Genomic DNA, 17,609 nt, shown 5'->3' on the forward strand with positions numbered 1-17,609 from the left:
GGTATTATTATGGACCAATTATCAATATTAGTCTACCTAAAGACTATGACGGGCGCTGAAACCACAGATCGGGCAGGATATCCAGCGATAGGGTTAAGCTATGAGGAAATACCTCTTTATCGCGGTACATAAACCTGATGGTGCCAAGCGAGGCGGTATAGGTTAATTCATTTCTGGCGGCCACATTCAGTAAGGTACAAGGCACGGTGCCGACACGCGATGCCAGCGTATTCTGCCTGACCAATTGGATATCATTAAGCTGGAAGAGCGGATTGGTCCCCGCGTTCTGCAGGCTGCAGCTATCGGCAAGATGCTCCAGCCGCTTGAGGGCCGGATCGTAGCTTTTATCGGCCGCCAGCGCCGACATCATCTGATTGAGCGCAATGATAAATTCATCATAAATCTGCCGGAGCACCTTCTTTTGGATTGTATAAGTCGCGATTGCCCTCACCGCGGAACGTTTATCTAAACTGTCGATGTTGCTTCGGGCGGCATAGTCCTCGACGGCGTGAATAATATCGTATAGATGGAGTTGTTGTCCCTGCCCTTGGCCCGCATTGCAGCCCGGGTCTTTCTTTTTAACGAGCAAATATTCGCCAAGCGTGGTATTCATGGTCCAAGGTCGCAAGGACTTTTTCAGCCGCAGGTAAAAGGGCTTTTGCGCAGGGGGATAGATAATAACTTCCGCGGTTTTTTGCTGATTAAATAACCGCAGATTCTGTTTATAGTCCCCCGGGGATACAATAAACGTACTGATCTCCTCCCCCGCTTTTATCCTTTGATAACCGTGGAAGCGATCGACGGCATTCTTGAGGATTTTGCTTAGCGATTCCACTTGGTCGCCGACGTGTTTCGGCAATCGTTTCAAAAAGCCGGCAATCACGTAGTTAAGCTCGTTGGCTATCAGGTTAAACGCCGGCTCCGCTTCCTGCTCCCGCCCTGTTTCAGCGTTGCCTGCGGGCAATGTAATCAGGGGGGACGACTCAATTTTCAACGTCGCCCCGTCCAGGCGATAATGTCTGGCCGCGGCATTGCGGGTGACGGGCAGCGTCTGCTTGAGCTCCTCGGTTAACGGCAAGGGAAAACACAGCAGGGTATTACCCGGTGCCGGTGTCATGGCAATGGGCATAATTTTGCTCTCCTGATAAGAAAATAAGGAGAAGCCGAGGTATTTTTGCTGCAGGTTAACCTGCCTGTCGTTGACGGGTTGCCCGGAAAAATACGTGGTGACCTCATCCGTTTGCTTATTGATATCAAAAATATTTACCGCGCCGCCTGCCCCCAAGGCGGTGCGCGGCAGCACCATAAAGGTGTTTGGATCGGCCATAAAACCCACCTGTGCCCGCAGCTCGCTTTTGGCTTCCAGCAGCAGGGTTGCCCCCTGGCCGCGGCAGGTTTTGGTTATCGCTTGCCGGATCAATTTCGCGAAATAAGGTGCGAGATGCTCTTCGCGATGCAGGGCTGCGCTTTGCGGAATAAAAATAGCGTCAAGCAGCAGGCCGATTTCCTGTTCGCAGACATCGATACTAAAATTAAATTGCGCGTTTTTGTTAGCCACCAGTATGGCATTCGCTTCTAAGGGCAATACCGTAGAGAAATCAATATTATTATAATTTAATAATTTACCATTCTCTTCTAAACCTTGGCCGGTTCCTAGAATAGCAATTAATGTCTTATAATTAATTTTGTTATAATTTAATTTGATACTTCCGTTGTCATTTTTGGTCAACGTTAACGATTGCCCCCGGCTATACCGGACCATGGCGCCGGTAAACCAGCCGGGCATAAAAGGCAGTCCGGCCGCGGCGATACCGAGAAAAAAAGAAGCATCGAACAATTTGTTCAGGGAAATCGATTCATTTTTTCCCAGCAAGGATAAGGTGTATCTTATTTTGTCGGTGATATCCTCCTTAGCGCTGAGATAAGAGGAAGCAGAAGCAAATAATTTGTTCATTCCTTTATTATTTACGAACTTATTTATTTCGCCGAACTCACGGGTGAAGGCATGAGTCCCGGTTTGTGGCGCGGCGACGCGTGGGGGCTGGGCGATTTTTCTGGTCAGGGTTTGCGCCAGGCATCGTACCCCGGGGTCCACCGCTTGCGCCAGTGCGATACCGGCACGTCTGCGATCGCCACGGTAGTTCAATGCTCTGGCGCGCTTTAGTCTCACCCTGAAATTATCAATGGTTTTAGCCAATAACGGGATCCGCCGGCTGCTGAATTTTCCCCAGCGGTAGTTGGTAAAAGGCTGGCCTGAAAATACCTTATCATAGGGGTTGTTTCCGGAGCCTGACGAAAAATTCTGCGGCGGTTTTTGGCTTAAATGCCTGATAGTGGCCTTCACGGCATCCACATGGTCGGCATCCAGGTAAAAAACGTTTAATTTCCCGTTGTGATTCACCGTTAGCTTAACCCTATTGAGTATTTGGCAAGCGGATAAAATGTTAACTGCCCCGGATAGGGGTAACCGGAGTTTTATCTCCCGGCGGCCCCGGGTGTGATCGTAACCCTGTGCCGGGATCGCCAGAAAAAGGCTGCCCTCTTTAAAGACCAATTCAACCGTCTTCCGATCATGGCTGTGTAAGCATAGATCATCCGGCATCCGTCCCGCTTGCGGCAATTTTTTCAGTAAAATGCTGATATTGAAACAGGCATCGAATCCGGCATTGACGTCGAGGGTAGTCGTGGTGCTGTCAGTACTCAGCGTTAATTTATAATAATCGGCCGCGCCTTTTTTTTTCCCTATCAGGCTGCCCTTATCATTGACGATTAATCGATCAAAGCGCAGGTCGTCATGGTCTTTAAAATCAACCGTGGCAATATAAAATTTTTTCGTCCCCTTGACCTTCTGCCAGGCGCCTTTGAAAAAATCCTTTTGCTTGCCTTTTACCAGTACTATCCTCCCTTCCTGGTCAAGGGTTATGCCTTGCTGCAAAAAGAAACCATCGCGCAGGGAACCGCTATAAACATACTGGGCGGCATCAAGCGCATAATCCGCGCCGGCGAGATCATAACGCAACGTGCTTTTTATAAGCACAAGATCAGACTCACTGTTTATATCAGGTAACGCTTTCGTACGACGTAGCATAAATGTCGCTAAGGGGGGATCGTTCTCCTTTGTTCCGCTTACGGCATTTAAAGCATCAGGAATCGATGCATATTGCAATGATAATTTTTCACCGTCATTTCTCGCGGTTTGAAAATTACGCCGCAACGTAGAATTTTTAGACAGGCAGAATTTTATGGCAAATGATTCAGATATATCATCCACATTATCCTTATAACAAGGATATGTATTATCTACATATTTCATAACCCTCCCTATGTTAGAGATTATTATTAACCGACTCTATTATTAGCGCAAGGAAACTGCATATTGACTGCGCCAGAATTCGCGCCGGTAATTATCAGCGTTAGCATTGGCAAGTGCTAATGAAATAATTTGATCAATATCTCAATTTTTTGCTAATTTCTGTATTTATCGGTCTCGATGCGCATATAACAGACAATAAATAGGCGCTGCGGAATAGGAGGAAGAGACGGATACCAGGAGCGGGAATGCCGCCGGCAACGGCAACGGCCATGTTGCGGCGCGGGAAGGGCCGCCGCACGTCCGGTTTGCAGGGGCTTAAACCCGCTTCATGGCGACGATAAACAGGCGCGGGAACGCCAGCAATACCTTGCCGTCGGCGCGCGCCGGATAAGCGTTAACCAGCGCCTGTTGATAGCGTGCGATAAACGACGCCTGCAGCGCATCGTCCAGCCGCTCCAAGAACGGGCGCAGGCCGGTGGCGCGCAGCCATTCCACGATCGCCCCCGCCGACGGCATGACATGGAAATAGGTGGTGCGCCAGATATCCACCGATAGCGCATCGGGCGCCAGCAGATCATAATAATCCCGCGCGCTTACTATCTTTACCCGGATACCCGCCGCATCGCCGATATGCTGCCGCCAGGGCGCTTCCTGAGCGATACGCCGCATTTCGCTGTGACTGGGCTCCTCACGGTTATCCGGCATTTGCACCGCCAGGCAGCCGCCCGGTGCCGTCAGGGAAAACAGCCGGGGAAACAGGGTCTCATGGTCCGGCACCCATTGCAGCGAAGCGTTGGCGTAAATAATGTCCTGAGCGGCGTCCGGCCGCCAGGCGGTGATATCCTCCTGGCTGAACCGGCACTGCGGCAGGCGCGCGCGCGCGTTGCCCAGCATGGCGGCCGAACTGTCGATACCGGTTATCACCGCCTGCGGAAAGCGCTCATGCAGCCCCTGGGTGGAGTTGCCGGGGCCGCAGCCGAGATCCGTTATCCGCGCAGGCGACGTCAGCGGAATGCGCGACAGCAGTTCAAGCGCCGGGCGGGTTCTCTCCGCCTCGAATTGTCGGTAAAGGGTGGGATTCCAATCTGTCATGGCGCGGTCCTCATCAATTAACGCCCCCGGCGGGCAAAACGCTCACGGTTCTCGCTACGGGCAATGTCGGATTTTTTCAGCGCTACGTAGCAGGCGCCGGCGCCGCCGTGGCAGGCCTGCGCGCTGCAAAACGCCTGTACTTGGTCAAACTGCGCCAGCCAGCGCGCCACGAAGCTGCGCACAATATTGGCATGACTGTCGTGATTACGCCCTTTCCCGTGAATAATCAATACCGTGCGCACGCCCGCGCGTTGCAGGCGCAGCATAAAGGCAAACAGATTCAGCCGGCAGGTCTCCACGGGCGCGCGGGTCAGGTTCAGGGTGGCCTCGATGGGATAGCGGCCGCCGCGCAGCTTATCAAGCACACCTTGCTGAATGCCGTCCCGCTTATAACTCAGGGGAAGATCGAGCGGGATGACGTCATGCAGGGCGGTGACAAGGAAATTATCGACAGCGTCGTCTGGCCGGCGCCTCGCCACCGGGGGTTTATGCCGCAGGAAAACCACGTTGGCCGGATCCTTTAGCGGTTTGACATCGTCCATGGCCTCTTTAAACAGATCTTCATCATTACAGGTCATTGTTGTCACTCGCGCTTACCGGGGCGACCGGTTTCGCCCTGGTGTTAATCAGTCACACATCACTTGCAGTACCGGTTTACTATAGACCGGCGGCGGCGTAATTTCACGGCCGGTCTATTTTCCTCCCCGACGGCGGCGGCCGCTCAGAGAGACGCGAAGGCGCGGCCGATCACCCTGGCCGACGCGGTGTAGGCCCGCTGTTCCTCAGGCGCCAGCGTCACCGGCAGCGTGCGCTCAATGCCCCCGGCCCCGACGATGGCCGGTTGGCCGATATACACCCCTTCCCGCTCATCCCACGCCGACACCGGGAATACGGTCTGCCCGTCGGACAGCACCGCGTCCACCAGCCGCGCCGTGGCGGTGCCGATGCCGAAACTGGTCCAGCCCTTGCCCTGCAGAATTTCCCAGCCACCCGCGCGCACCTGATCTTTCATTGCCGCCAGATCGGGCTGTTTATCGCCGGCCCATTCGCTGACCGGCAGCCCGCCGATGCGCACGGTGCTCCAGGCGACAAATTGGGATTCGCCGTGTTCGCCCATCACGTAGCCGCTGACGCTTTTGGGATCCACCGCGAAAAACTCGCCGACCACCCTTTTCATACGCGCGGTATCCAGCGACGTGCCGGTGCCGAACACCCGTGATGCCGGCAGGCCGCTTTCCCGCTGGATGACGGCGGCAATCACGTCGCAGGGATTGGTGATGCTGATAATGACGCCGCTAAAACCGCTCGCCATGATGCGCGGCACCACCTGCGAGACCGTGGCGCTGGTTTCCACCAGCTCTTCCATCCGGTCTTCACGCAAAAGGGTCGTCGGCCCGATCGCCATGACCACCACCCGCGCCCGCTGCAGAGCGGCATAATCATTAACGACGATATGCACCCTGGACGCGACCAGGGACGCCATATCGCGCAGTTCCAGCCCCTGGCTGCGCGCCTTGGCCTCATTAATGTCGATTAAGACGATTTCATCGCACAGTCCCTGGGTCACCAGGGAAAATGCCGTATCGGCCCCCACATGGCCCGCGCCGATAATGCCCACTGTCCGCCCCATAGCTGTTATCCCCTGATGTTAAAGGTGTTTCATCCCCGTGTTTTTTTTACCTTACACCTTTTAAAACGCAAAACCCACCGGCAAAATGTCCCCCGCGCCCGGGATATTTTAGCTAAATGTGCACCAGGGTCGCTGGACACTTTATCATCGACACCAAATGATGGTAAAATTGACCCAAATCAAGTAATGCATGAGCGGCGAGATATGATCATCCAGGAAAAGCGTATTATCAGACGAATCCAGTCTGGCGGTTGTGCGATCCACTGTCAGGATTGTAGTATCAGCCAATTATGTATTCCTTTTACCCTCAATGAGCACGAGCTGGACCAGCTCGACAATATCATCGAGCGCAAAAAACCCATTCAGAAGGGCCAGGCGCTGTTCAAGGCCGGCGACGAGCTTAAATCGCTCTACGCCATCCGTTCCGGCACCATCAAAAGCTACACCATCACCGAGCAGGGCGACGAGCAGATTACCGGCTTTCATCTGGCGGGCGATCTGGTGGGCTTCGACGCCATCGGCGCCGGCCAGCATCCCAGCTTCGCCCAGGCGCTGGAAACCTCGATGGTATGCGAGATCCCCTTTGAAACCCTCGACGACCTGTCCGGCAAGATGCCCAACCTGCGCCAGCAGATGATGCGGCTCATGAGCGGCGAAATTAAGGGCGATCAGGATATGATCCTGCTGCTGTCTAAAAAGAACGCCGAGGAACGGCTGGCGGCTTTTGTCTATAATCTGTCGCGGCGTTTTGCCCAGCGCGGCTTCTCACCCCGTGAATTTCGCCTGACCATGACCCGGGGCGATATCGGCAACTATCTCGGCCTGACCGTCGAGACCATCAGCCGCCTGCTGGGCCGGTTCCAGAAAAGCGGCATGCTGGCGGTGAAAGGTAAATACATCACCATTGAAGACGGCGAAGCGTTGTCGGAGCTGGCCGGCACGCCGCAAAAGGTAAGTTGATAACAAGCATTTAGCCTCCGGCCGGGGACATAATTTTCTATTTTATTGATCCGGCTTCACTTCTCTTCTGTCCGTGATTGTTCCAATGAGTTACTCTTATTTTAACATTCTGTGGCATTACAGAAATGAAGGAGTCTCTTAATGGCCAAGTATCGCAATTTATTAGTCGCAATCGATCCTAACCAGGATGATCAGCCCGCCCTGCGCCGGGCCGTGTATCTGGTGCATCAATTGGGCGGTTCCATCAAAGCCTTCCTGCCCATCTATGATTTTTCCTACGAAATGACCACGCTGCTCTCCCCCGACGAACGCACCGCGATGCGCCAGGGCGTCATCAGCCAGCGTACCGCCTGGATAGAGGAGCAGTGCCAGCACTACTTGAGCAGCGGCGTGCCCATCGAAATCAAGGTGGTGTGGCATAACCGTCCGTTCGAAGCCATTATCCAGGAAGTCATCGCCCATAAACACGACCTGGTGCTGAAAATGGCCCATCAGCACGACAGGTTTGAATCAGTGATATTTACCCCGACAGACTGGCATTTGCTGCGCAAATGCCCCTGCCCGGTCTGGATGGTGAAGGATCAGCCGTGGCCGGAAGGCGGCAAGGCGCTGGTGGCGGTCAATCTCTCCGGCGAGGAGCCGTATCACGATCCCCTGAACATCAAGCTGGTCACCGAAACCCTGGCCCTGGCGAAACAGGTGAACCAGACCGAGGTTCATTTGGTGGGCGCCTACCCGGTCACGCCCATTAATATCGCCATTGAACTGCCGGATTTTGATCCCAGCGTCTATAACGACGCCATTCGCGGCCAGCATTTGATCGCGATGAAAAGCCTGCGCCAGAAATTCCAGCTGGATGAAAAATTCACCCATGTGGAAAAAGGCCTGCCGGAGGAAGTCATTCCCGATCTGGCCGAGCATCTGGATGCCGGTGTGGTGGTGCTGGGCAGCATCGGCCGCACCGGGTTTTCCGCCGCGTTCATCGGCAATACCACCGAATTGGTGATCGATCATCTGAAATGCGATTTGCTGGCTATCAAGCCGGACGACTATGTCTCGCCGGTGACGCTGGAAGGCGGCGATAAGTACGAATAAAGATCGGCGTGGGTTATTGGCTTATGCCGCCAATGCTCCCGTTATGCACCGGCCCGGTTATGCGCTCCAGGCGCAACCGGGCCTCGATCCGCTCCCGGCGGCTCGTGCCGGGGTCATTGGCGCCGTCAGCGCGCTTTATGCCGGGTTAAATGTCGCTTTACGCATTGCATTTATGCAGAAATTGCGTTGCTGTTGCCTTGGTGGACGGGACGTTGCATCAAGATACCGACAGTCGATAGTTTCCCCGAAACATGCCTGCTTCCATAAATAAAAAACACCATGTCATGCAGACTATGGTGTTGACGTTGATCCGGCATAGAGTGCGCTGGCTTTGCAAATCACGGCTGGATGAGCCGCCGGGAGCGGCGAAAGGACGGGCTGCGCCTGGAGCGCATCCCGTACGGTCCAAAGCTGTGATGCAGTGAAGCCAGGGACCGCGCAGCGGCGCGCGATCTGCCGGACGCACGGAGGTTAAGGAGGGCCAGGCGTATGGCCCTCCTTATCGCTTGCCTGCGCCCGGCTAAGCATATAGTCACCCAACGGATGGCAAGCGAAACCTTCACTGGCGCACCATAAAACACCGAGCAAGCGAAACCTTCGCGGCACTATCCCATCACATCATAACGCGCGCAAGATCGCCTCGACGCTGGCCTTGGCATCGCCAAACAGCATCTGGGTGTTTTCCTTGAAGAACAGCGGATTCTGCACCCCGGCGTAGCCGGTGTTCATGGAGCGCTTAAACACGATCACATTCTGCGCTTTCCACACTTCCAGTACCGGCATCCCCGCAATCGGGCTGCGCGGATCTTCCTGCGCCGCCGGGTTAACGGTATCGTTGGCGCCGATCACCAGCACGGTGTCGGTGCTGCTGAAATCCTCGTTGATCTCATCCATTTCCAGCACCACATCGTAAGGCACCTTGGCTTCCGCCAGCAGCACATTCATATGTCCGGGCAAACGCCCCGCCACCGGATGGATGCCGAAGCGGACCTTGATGCCGCGGGCAATCAGCTTGGCGGTGATATCATGCACCGGATACTGGGCCTGCGCTACCGCCATGCCGTAGCCGGGGGTGATAATGACGGTACTCGAGCCTTTTAACAACTCGGCCACTTCTTCCGCCGTGGTTTCGCGATATTCGCCCATCTCGGTTTCTTCGCCGCCGCCGGAGCCGTCGGTGCCGAACCCGCCGGCAATCACGCTCAGGAACGAGCGGTTCATGGCTTTACACATGATATAGGACAGTATCGCCCCCGATGACCCTACCAGGGCGCCGGTCACGATCAGCAAGTCGTTGCTGAGCATAAAACCCGCCGCCGCCGCCGCCCACCCCGAATAGGAGTTCAGCATCGACACGACCACCGGCATATCGGCCCCGCCGATGGAAGCCACCAGGTGCCAGCCGAACACCAGCGCGATAATGGTCATCAGCAGCAGCGCGATGGATTGCAGGGCGACGCTTTCGGTCCTGACAAACAGCACCAGCAGCAGGAACGACACGACCAATGCCGCCAGGTTCATATGATGGCGGTACGGCAACATCAGCGGGCGCGAGGAAATTTTACCGCGCAGTTTGCCAAACGCCACAATCGAACCGGTAAAGGTGACCGCACCGATAAAGATGCCTAAAAACACTTCGGTCAGATGGATATTTTCCATCACCGCATTGATGATATCGCCATGATCGAGATAGCTGTTAAAGCCCACCAGGACGGCGGCCAGGCCGACAAAGCTGTGGAGGATGGCCACCAGTTCGGGCATTTCGGTCATTTCGACCTTACGCGCCAGGTAAACCCCGATGCTGCCGCCTATCACCATGGCGACGATGATCCAGCCGACATTGCCGGCGTGGGGGCCAAAAATGGTGGCGATAAGCGCAATCGCCATCCCGCTGACACCAAACAGATTGCCCTGCCGTGAGCTTTCGTGTTTGGACAACCCCGCCAGGCTGAAAATAAATAAAATAGCGGCAACTATATACGCCGCCGTCACTAATCCTTCAGACATGGGTTTACCCCTTAATTTTTACGGAACATTTTCAGCATGCGCTGAGTCACGGTGAAGCCACCGAAAATATTGATACTGGCAATCAGCACGGCGATAAAGGAAAGGAAAGACACCCATCCGCCATGGCCGATTTGCAGCAGCGCACCAACAACAATTATCCCGGAAATAGCGTTGGTTACCGACATCAGCGGCGTGTGCAACGCGTGACTCACGTTCCAAACAACGTAATAACCCACGATACAGGCCAGGGCAAACACGGTGAAATGCGACAGGAAATCACGCGGCGCCACGTTGGCCAGCCAGCCGAATAAAATAATCGCCAGCGCAATCAGGCCATATTTCAGGGCCGGCGAACTGGGTTTGGCAACCGGTTTCGGCAGCGGAGCGGCGGTCGGCTTCTGCGGCTGGGCGGAAACCTGGATCGGTGGAGCCGGCCAGGTCAGTTCGCCGTCTTTGACTACCGTGACGCCGCGAATGACCGTATCGTCGAAGTCCACCAGGATCTCGCCGTTTTTTTCTTTGCACAGCAGTTTCAGCAGGTTGACCAGGTTGGTGCCGTAGAGCTGGGAGGACTGGGTCGGCAAACGGCTCGGCAGATCGGTATAACCGATAATCCGCACGCCGTTATCGGTAAAGGTAATGGTATCGGCCACGGTCAGCTCGCAGTTGCCGCCGGTTTGCGCGGCCAGGTCGACAATCACGCTGCCCGGTTTCATCGAGGCGACCATCTCTTTGGTGATAAGCTTCGGCGCCGGCCGGCCGGGGATTAGCGCGGTGGTGACAATGATATCCACATCCTGCGCCTGGGCGGCGAACAACGCCATTTCGGCCTTGATAAACGCCTCAGACATCACTTTGGCATAACCGTCGCCGCTGCCCGCCTCTTCTTCAAAATCCAGCTCAAGGAATTCCGCACCCATGCTCTGGACCTGCTCCTTGACTTCGGGACGGGTATCGAAGGCGCGCACTATGGCGCCCATGCTGCCCGCCGCGCCGATGGCGGCAAGCCCGGCGACGCCCGCGCCGATAATCATCACTTTGGCCGGCGGTACTTTACCCGCCGCCGTAATCTGGCCGGTGAAGAAACGGCCGAATTCATGGGCGGCTTCCACTATGGCGCGGTAACCGGCGATATTGGCCATGGAGCTCAGGGCGTCCAGGGACTGCGCGCGGGAAATGCGCGGCACCGAATCCATCGCCATTGCGGTGATCTTGCTGGCGCTGAGTTTTTCCAGCAGCGCAGGATTCTGCGCCGGCCAGATAAAACTGACCAGTGTGCTGCCCGGTTTGATGAGCGGGATTTCATCATCCAGCGGCGCATTGACCTTGAGGATGATATCGGATTGCCAGACATCGGCGGTATCTGTAACAGAGGCGCCGGCCGCCAGAAAGGCCGCGTCTTCAAAACTGGCCAGTTTGCCTGCGCCGCTTTCAATCGCCACGGTAAAGCCGAGTTTGAGCAACTGCTCTACCGTTTTGGGCGTTGCGGCAACGCGGGCCTCATTGGCCAGGCGTTCTTTTGGTACACCAATACGCATAGCTTTCCCTTTTTTAACCGTTTTTTTTGAAGATAACCGTCATCCTGACCCAAAAGTCAAATGTGTCATACGGTAGACCCTGGGATCACCCTACAAGAGCCACACAATAACCTACTGAAAATAGTTTCAGCGGTCTATATTTTGTGCGGACAAACAGCATTTTCCCCTAAAATTGGCGTACTGTTTGCCCCTGCTCAAGCAATTGTTATTCACAGTGACATAAATTGCTGAGACACTCACCATTATTACATGCCATAATCGCCAGCTAATCTGTTATACATCAACAGTTCAGCATGTTTAGCCTGAAAGCGTTTGTCGAAAGGATTTTTTATGAAGCTGAAGAACACATTTTTGGTCTCTGCGTTACTCACTTTGACGGCGTTATCCGCGCAGGCAGCCCAAGAGCTGACGCCGGAAAAAGCCGCCAGTCTGCAGCCGTTTGACCGGATTACGATTACCGGGCGGTTTAACGCCATTGGCGACGCCAACGATGAGATTTCGCGCCGCGCCGATGCCAAAGGCGCCTACGCCTATTATATCCAGGGCATTAACGACGCCAACAACAGCGGCAACTGGCGCGTCACCGCGGACCTGTATCATAAGGACGCCCCCGCCGCCTCGCAGGAAACCCAATACCGCTATTTTAACGGCGTAAAAGAACTGCCGCGCCAGGAAGCCAACCTGCTGGAACCGTATGACACCGTCAGCGTAAAAGGCTTTTTCCATAGCCAGCCTGATATCAACGACGCCATTTCCAAAGCCGCCCAGGCCAAGGGCGCGGCCTCATTCTTTATCGTGCGCCAAATTGACGCCAACGAAGGCGGCAATCAGTTTGTTACCGCCTACGTGTACAAAGCCGACGCCGCCAAGCGCGTAGTGCAAAGCCCGGACGCCATCCCCGCCGATTCGCAGGCGGGTAAAGCCGCGCTGGCCGCCGGCGGCGCCGCCGCCGCCAAGGTCGAAATTCCCGGGGTGGCTTCCTCCGAGTCACCGAGTCGTACCGTCGGCCGGTTCTATGAAACGCAATCCACCACCGGCGGTCGTTACACTGTAACGCTACCCGACGGCACCAAAGTGCAGGAAGTCAATAAAATCACCGCGGCGCAGATGGTGCCTTTCGATTCCGTGACCTTCACCGGCCATTACAACAGTTCAACCGACGTGGCGCATGAAGTCGCCCGGCTCGGCGCGAAAAAAGGCGCCAAATATTATCATATTACCCGGCAATGGGAACAAAACCAGAGCGGCGGCAACCTGACCGTCAGCGCCGATTTGTTTAAATAGCGAATCTGCTTGCGGCATGTCGTTGGCAGGCCGTAATGCAGGACAATAAGAATGACGCGCAGCGCGATGGGCAAGGAAACTTGCCCATTTTTTTTGGCCGCCCTCAGGCGGCGGGATTTTCGCTTAACAGCGGCAGCACCACGGACAAACGCTCGTCATGCTGGTTAAGCAACAGCTGCTCGCCAAATTCCTGCTGGATTGCGCCGAGCTGCGCGCTATCCAAGGAATACGGCAGCTTGATATCAAAGCGACCGATACCCTGCTGCTGCGCCAGGGCAATCAGCCTGATGACATTGGTTTCATCATTGACCTGGGTGGACAGGACTTGCAGCGCCAGGGCCTTCAACTGCTCCTGCCGGGTTTGGACATGTTTCTGCGGGGTTTTAGTGACAATGCCGAAGATGGGCATTACGCCATAAATCGCGTCGATGAAACTCCAGCGTTTTTTGCAACTAGCCGAAAGATAATTCGTATAATCAAAGCAGAGTTTTTCGCCTTGACCGGCCGTCGCACGCAGATGATTAGCCATCTAGCCCGTTCCTCTCGTGACCAACCGAAGTTGAATGCCCGTGTTCGAAAAAGTGGCGATTATTATAGCATATCGCGATCAATAATAGGCGAATCAGCGCCAGATGCGCCCATCACTTAATGGTAAAATTTTGTGCCGCCGGTCCTCCCTTATCGCCGCCGCGGTTCGGCCGCCGGTAAATCGCACCGGTAAAAACCATTAACGCTTATCCGATGGCGCAACATCAATACAGGCGGTATGCTCATGGCGGCTACCGATAACCTTCACCTATTTTAAGCAGATTACTGGCGTTATGAACACGATCGTTTTTGTTGAAGATGATACCGAGGTCGGCAACCTGATTGCCGCGTGGCTAGGCAAACATGACTTCGAGGTAACCATAGAACCCCGCGGCGACCGGGCGCAGGAGGTGATAACCCGGCTTAACCCCGACCTGGTGCTACTGGATATCCTGTTGCCGGGCAAGGACGGCATGACCATCTGCCGCGATCTACGCCCGGTATACGAAGGTCCGATCGTGCTGCTGACCTCCCTGGACAGCGATATGAATCATATTCTGGCGCTGGAGATGGGCGCCAACGATTATATCCTTAAAACGACGCCGCCGGCGGTACTGCTGGCGCGCCTGCGCCTGCACCTGCGGCAGAATACGCTTATCCCGCGCCCCGCCGCGCAGACGCCGGCCACGACCGGCAGCGTGCTGCACTTCGGCCAGTTGAGCATCGATCTGATTAATCGCGAGGTGATTTTAGGGACCGAAACCATCCTGCTCTCGACCTCGGATTTCGAGTTGCTATGGGAGTTGGCCACCCACGCCGGCCATATTATGGACCGCGAGGCTTTGCTCAAAAACCTGCGCGGCGTCAGCTATGACGGTTTGGACCGCAGCATCGACGTGGCTATTTCCCGATTGCGGAAAAAACTTCATGACAACGCGCTGGAGCCGTTCCGGATTAAAACCGTGCGTAATAAAGGCTACCTGTTCGCACCGAATGCGTGGGAGAACGCCGGGTCATGAGGAAACTGTTCATTCAATTTTATCTGCTGCTGTTCGTCTGTTTTCTGGTCATGACCTTACTGGTCGGGCTGGTGTATAAGGTGACGGCCGAACGCGCCGGCAGGAAATCAATGGACGACCTGATGAAAAGCTCGATTTATCTGCTGCGCAACGAGCTGCGCGCCACGCCGCCGCGCGATTGGAATAAAACCATCAATAAGCTGGATCTTAACCTGTCGTTTCAATTGCATATTGAACCGCTGAAAAAGTACCAGTTGAATCCCCATGACGATCTGCGCCTTAGACGTGGCGAAATCGTCGCCCTGGACGATGAATACACTTTTATCCAGCGCATACCGCGCAGTAATTATGTGCTGGCGGTCGGCCCCATACCCTATCTGTTTTTTATTCATGAAATGCGGTTACTGGATTTGGCGCTGCTGGTCTTTATCGGACTCTCCCTGGCGTTTCCGGTATTTATCTGGATGCGGCCGCACTGGCAGGACATGCTGCGGTTGGAAACGGCGGCGCAGCGCCTGGGCGCAGGGTTCCTGGAAGAACGCATCCATTTCGACAGCGCATCAAGCCTGCTGCGTCTCGGCGTAGCCTTCAACCAGATGGCGGATAATGTTAATACCCTGATCGCCAGTAAAAAACAGCTTATCGATAATATCGCCCACGAGTTGCGCACTCCGCTGGTGCGGCTACGCTATCGATTGGCCATGAGCGAAGGGCTGTCCACCGCGGAACAGGAACGGCTGAATCATGATGTCAGCCAGCTGGAAGGCTTGATTGATGAGCTGTTAACCTTCGCCCGGCTCGACCGGCCCCAGGTCACGCTTAACCTGGCTCCCATGAACCTGCCCGCCTGGCTTACGGAAAAACTCAAGGACATCAGGTTATTGCATCCGGAACGTATTATCGGCCAGGAAATCACCGCCTCCGGCGATTTCGGCCAGGTCGATGCGCGGCTAATGGAACGGGTGTTGGATAATCTGGTGAATAATGCGCTGCGCTACAGCCGGGAAGCCGTTATGGTCCGGCTCGGCATCGAGCGAGGTTACGGCTTCCTGCAGGTTGACGACGACGGGCCGGGCATTCCCCAGGATGAGCGCCTGCGCGTGTTCGAGCCTTTCGTCCGTCTCGACCCCAGCCGCGACCGCAGCACCGGCGGCTGCGGGCTGGGTCTGGCGATCGTACGCTCCATCGCCCTGGCGCATGAAGGCCAGGTGGCGGTGAACGAGAGCCCGCTCGGCGGGGCCAGCTTTTTATACCGCTGGCCGGTAAACCAGGGCGCGCGCGACCCGCTGGCGCTGAAAAGCCCGCTGTAACCTGCGTGGCCGCGGGATGTCAGAAGATATCCGTGGCTGAGTTGGTGGATGGATACACGTAATTGTATGTTGTAACTAAAATACAGCGGCGAGAGTGGTACCTCTTTGTTTCTCCGCCTGTACATTCGGTTACACGCCGAAACCAAACACTCACGGACAACGCGGCGTTAAATCCTTATTGTGTCTTCACCGGCCCCGAATCGGGGTTGTAAATAGAAACCGCAATTCTGAGGATTTGACAATGAAGAAAGTACTTGCACTGGTTATTGCTGCCGCCATGGGATTGTCCACCGCTGCGTTTGCCGCCGATACCACTACGACTACCGCTCCTGCCGCGACGACCACCACCACGACTACCGCTGCACCGGCTAAAACCACCACGACTACTCACAAGAAACACGTGAAGAAAGTGAAAAAAGCAGCCCCTGCGCAAACTGCCCAGGCCGCTAAAAAACACGTGAAGAAAGTGAAGAAAGCCGCTCCGGCGCAGACTGCCCAGGCCGCTAAAAAACACGTGAAAAAAGTGCAGCATAAGAAAGCCGCTCCGGCCGCTGCCGCTGCCACCACGACCCCTGCATCATAAGATGCGCCGCGCCTGAACCTGGTTTAACGCCGTTCAGGCCGGAGTCGGAATATCATGGCTGTCAGAGCTGATGAAATAGTCATTTTAGCGCATTATTATTGACTCACCGACACCCGGTTCGCCGGGTGTCGGTTTCTTAAGGCTTCGTCTATGCTGCGCCGATATAGGTATGAAATCATCCTGGGTTGCCTGATTATTTGCGCCGTTGTCAGCACCTTCTTTTTTATTTAAGTCCCTTCCCTTGCCCAGCGCCTGCGTATTTTCCGCCTTAACGGCGATCTGTTTTAGCGTGCTGAAACACAACGATTTTTCTCTGTATTCCCCTATTTATAAGCTATATTGAGATAATATTTTTTCATGGATGATATCAGCACTTATCATAAGGCAAGCTTGTATATGCGTATTGTTCCGCTGTTGCTGTGGTGTTTGTTGCCTCTCGCTACCTTTAACGCCGCATCGGCCGGACTGAGTAAAGAACAGAAGGCGCTGTTTTTCGGCCATGACCACCGCCAGGCCATCACCCAGCCGGATGAATGGCCGTGGCAGGCCATCGGACAGGTGGAAACCGCCAGCGGCAATCTCTGCACCGCCACTCTGATTTCGCCGCACCTGGCGCTGACAGCCGGTCATTGCGTGCTGACCGCGGGCGGCGTTATTGATAAAGCGGTGATGTTGCGTTTCGTGGCGGAAAACCAGCTCTGGCGTTATCAGACCAGCGCCATTGATACATTGGTCGACAAACAGCTGGGTCAACGCCTGAAACCCTCCGGCGACGGCTGGATCGTGCCGCCCGATGCGGCCGCATTGGATTTCGCCCTTATCCGCCTGACCAAAACATTTAAAAAAATCAAACCACTGCCGCTGTGGCAGGGCGACCATCAGGAACTGACCCTGCAGCTAAAGCAGGCCAATCACCAGGTCACCCAGGCCGGATATCCCGAGGATCACCTGGATACGCTCTATCGTCATCAGGATTGCCTGGTGACCGGCTGGGCGCAGTCGGAGGTGTTATCCCATCGCTGCAACACCCTGCCGGGCGACAGCGGTTCGCCGTTAATGCTGTATACCCTTACCGGCTGGCGTTTAATCGCAATCCAGAGTTCCGCCCCGCTGGGCAAGGACCGTTATCGGGCGGATAACCGCGCGCTGGCGGTGACCGCCATTCAGGATGGCCTGTCGGCATTGGCCGACAAACCGGGGAAAGCCTTGGCGAAGTGAAGGATTTTCAGCGTAGCCCGTTACATTTCCCG

Annotated in this window: 14 protein-coding genes; 7 read left to right on the forward strand and 7 right to left on the reverse strand. The window is 55.3% G+C overall.

What is annotated here, in order from left to right; genetic code table 11:
* Positions 1–43 precede the first annotated feature (43 nt).
* The 4 genes from ACL2XQ_RS14035 to ACL2XQ_RS14050 form a co-directional block, all read right to left on the reverse strand.
* The gene (locus ACL2XQ_RS14035) at positions 44–3,313 is read right to left on the reverse strand and encodes a hypothetical protein (protein WP_413739342.1); all 3,270 of its coding nucleotides are present in this window, start codon (positions 3,311–3,313) and stop codon (positions 44–46) included.
* A gap of 315 nt (positions 3,314–3,628) precedes the next feature.
* Complete coding sequence (gene tam / locus ACL2XQ_RS14040; protein ID WP_410015152.1) at positions 3,629–4,405, reverse strand: trans-aconitate 2-methyltransferase; 777 nt, start codon at positions 4,403–4,405, stop codon at positions 3,629–3,631.
* Between the two features lie 17 nt (positions 4,406–4,422).
* Positions 4,423–4,983 (reverse strand): DNA endonuclease SmrA, encoded by a 561-nt coding sequence (gene smrA, locus ACL2XQ_RS14045; RefSeq protein WP_410015153.1) that lies wholly within the window; start codon positions 4,981–4,983, stop codon positions 4,423–4,425.
* A 143-nt stretch (positions 4,984–5,126) separates the two neighbouring features.
* Entirely contained in the window at positions 5,127–6,035 is a 909-nt protein-coding gene (locus tag ACL2XQ_RS14050; protein WP_413739343.1) for an L-lactate dehydrogenase, read from the reverse strand.
* A gap of 207 nt (positions 6,036–6,242) precedes the next feature.
* Here ACL2XQ_RS14050 and fnr point away from each other — a divergent pair, with 207 nt between their 5' ends.
* Together fnr and uspE are read left to right on the forward strand one after the other, a co-directional pair.
* Positions 6,243–6,995, forward strand: a complete 753-nt coding sequence (gene fnr, locus ACL2XQ_RS14055) for a fumarate/nitrate reduction transcriptional regulator Fnr (protein WP_331119250.1) — start codon at positions 6,243–6,245, stop codon at positions 6,993–6,995.
* 141 nt (positions 6,996–7,136) lie between these two features.
* The gene (gene uspE, locus ACL2XQ_RS14060; protein WP_410015155.1) at positions 7,137–8,090 is read left to right on the forward strand and encodes a universal stress protein UspE; all 954 of its coding nucleotides are present in this window, start codon (positions 7,137–7,139) and stop codon (positions 8,088–8,090) included.
* Between the two features lie 618 nt (positions 8,091–8,708).
* Here uspE and pntB read toward each other — a convergent pair.
* Complete coding sequence (gene pntB, locus ACL2XQ_RS14065; protein WP_410015156.1) at positions 8,709–10,097, reverse strand: Re/Si-specific NAD(P)(+) transhydrogenase subunit beta; 1,389 nt, start codon at positions 10,095–10,097, stop codon at positions 8,709–8,711.
* Between the two features lie 11 nt (positions 10,098–10,108).
* Positions 10,109–11,635 carry a Re/Si-specific NAD(P)(+) transhydrogenase subunit alpha gene (gene pntA / locus ACL2XQ_RS14070; RefSeq protein WP_413739344.1) on the reverse strand — a complete coding sequence of 509 codons (1,527 nt, stop codon included), beginning with the start codon at positions 11,633–11,635 and terminating at the stop codon, positions 10,109–10,111.
* Positions 11,636–11,965: 330 nt separating this feature from the next.
* On the opposite strand from pntA, the gene ydgH reads away from it, so the two are divergent.
* Positions 11,966–12,919 (forward strand): DUF1471 family protein YdgH, encoded by a 954-nt coding sequence (ydgH, locus tag ACL2XQ_RS14075; RefSeq protein WP_410015158.1) that lies wholly within the window; start codon positions 11,966–11,968, stop codon positions 12,917–12,919.
* A gap of 103 nt (positions 12,920–13,022) precedes the next feature.
* On the opposite strand, the gene ACL2XQ_RS14080 is transcribed toward ydgH, so the two are convergent.
* A complete protein-coding gene (locus ACL2XQ_RS14080; RefSeq protein WP_413739345.1) occupies positions 13,023–13,448 on the reverse strand; it encodes a hypothetical protein in 426 nt (141 codons plus the stop codon).
* A gap of 292 nt (positions 13,449–13,740) precedes the next feature.
* Here ACL2XQ_RS14080 and rstA point away from each other — a divergent pair, with 292 nt between their 5' ends.
* The 4 genes from rstA (at position 13,741) to ACL2XQ_RS14100 (ending at position 17,577) form a co-directional block, all read left to right on the forward strand.
* Positions 13,741–14,466 (forward strand): two-component system response regulator RstA, encoded by a 726-nt coding sequence (rstA, locus tag ACL2XQ_RS14085; protein WP_410015160.1) that lies wholly within the window; start codon positions 13,741–13,743, stop codon positions 14,464–14,466.
* Positions 14,463–15,776 carry a two-component system sensor histidine kinase RstB gene (gene rstB / locus ACL2XQ_RS14090; protein ID WP_410015161.1) on the forward strand — a complete coding sequence of 438 codons (1,314 nt, stop codon included), beginning with the start codon at positions 14,463–14,465 and terminating at the stop codon, positions 15,774–15,776. The genes rstA and rstB overlap by 4 nt, the downstream gene beginning before the upstream one ends.
* Before the next feature lie 241 nt (positions 15,777–16,017).
* Complete coding sequence (gene asr, locus ACL2XQ_RS14095) at positions 16,018–16,359, forward strand: acid resistance repetitive basic protein Asr (protein WP_413722817.1); 342 nt, start codon at positions 16,018–16,020, stop codon at positions 16,357–16,359.
* 396 nt (positions 16,360–16,755) lie between these two features.
* Complete coding sequence (locus ACL2XQ_RS14100; RefSeq protein WP_410015163.1) at positions 16,756–17,577, forward strand: trypsin-like serine peptidase; 822 nt, start codon at positions 16,756–16,758, stop codon at positions 17,575–17,577.
* Positions 17,578–17,609 lie beyond the last annotated feature (32 nt).

The sequence above is a fragment of the Sodalis sp. RH14 genome, from assembly GCF_047324285.1.
In the GTDB taxonomy this organism is placed as follows: Bacteria; Pseudomonadota; Gammaproteobacteria; order Enterobacterales; family Enterobacteriaceae; genus Acerihabitans.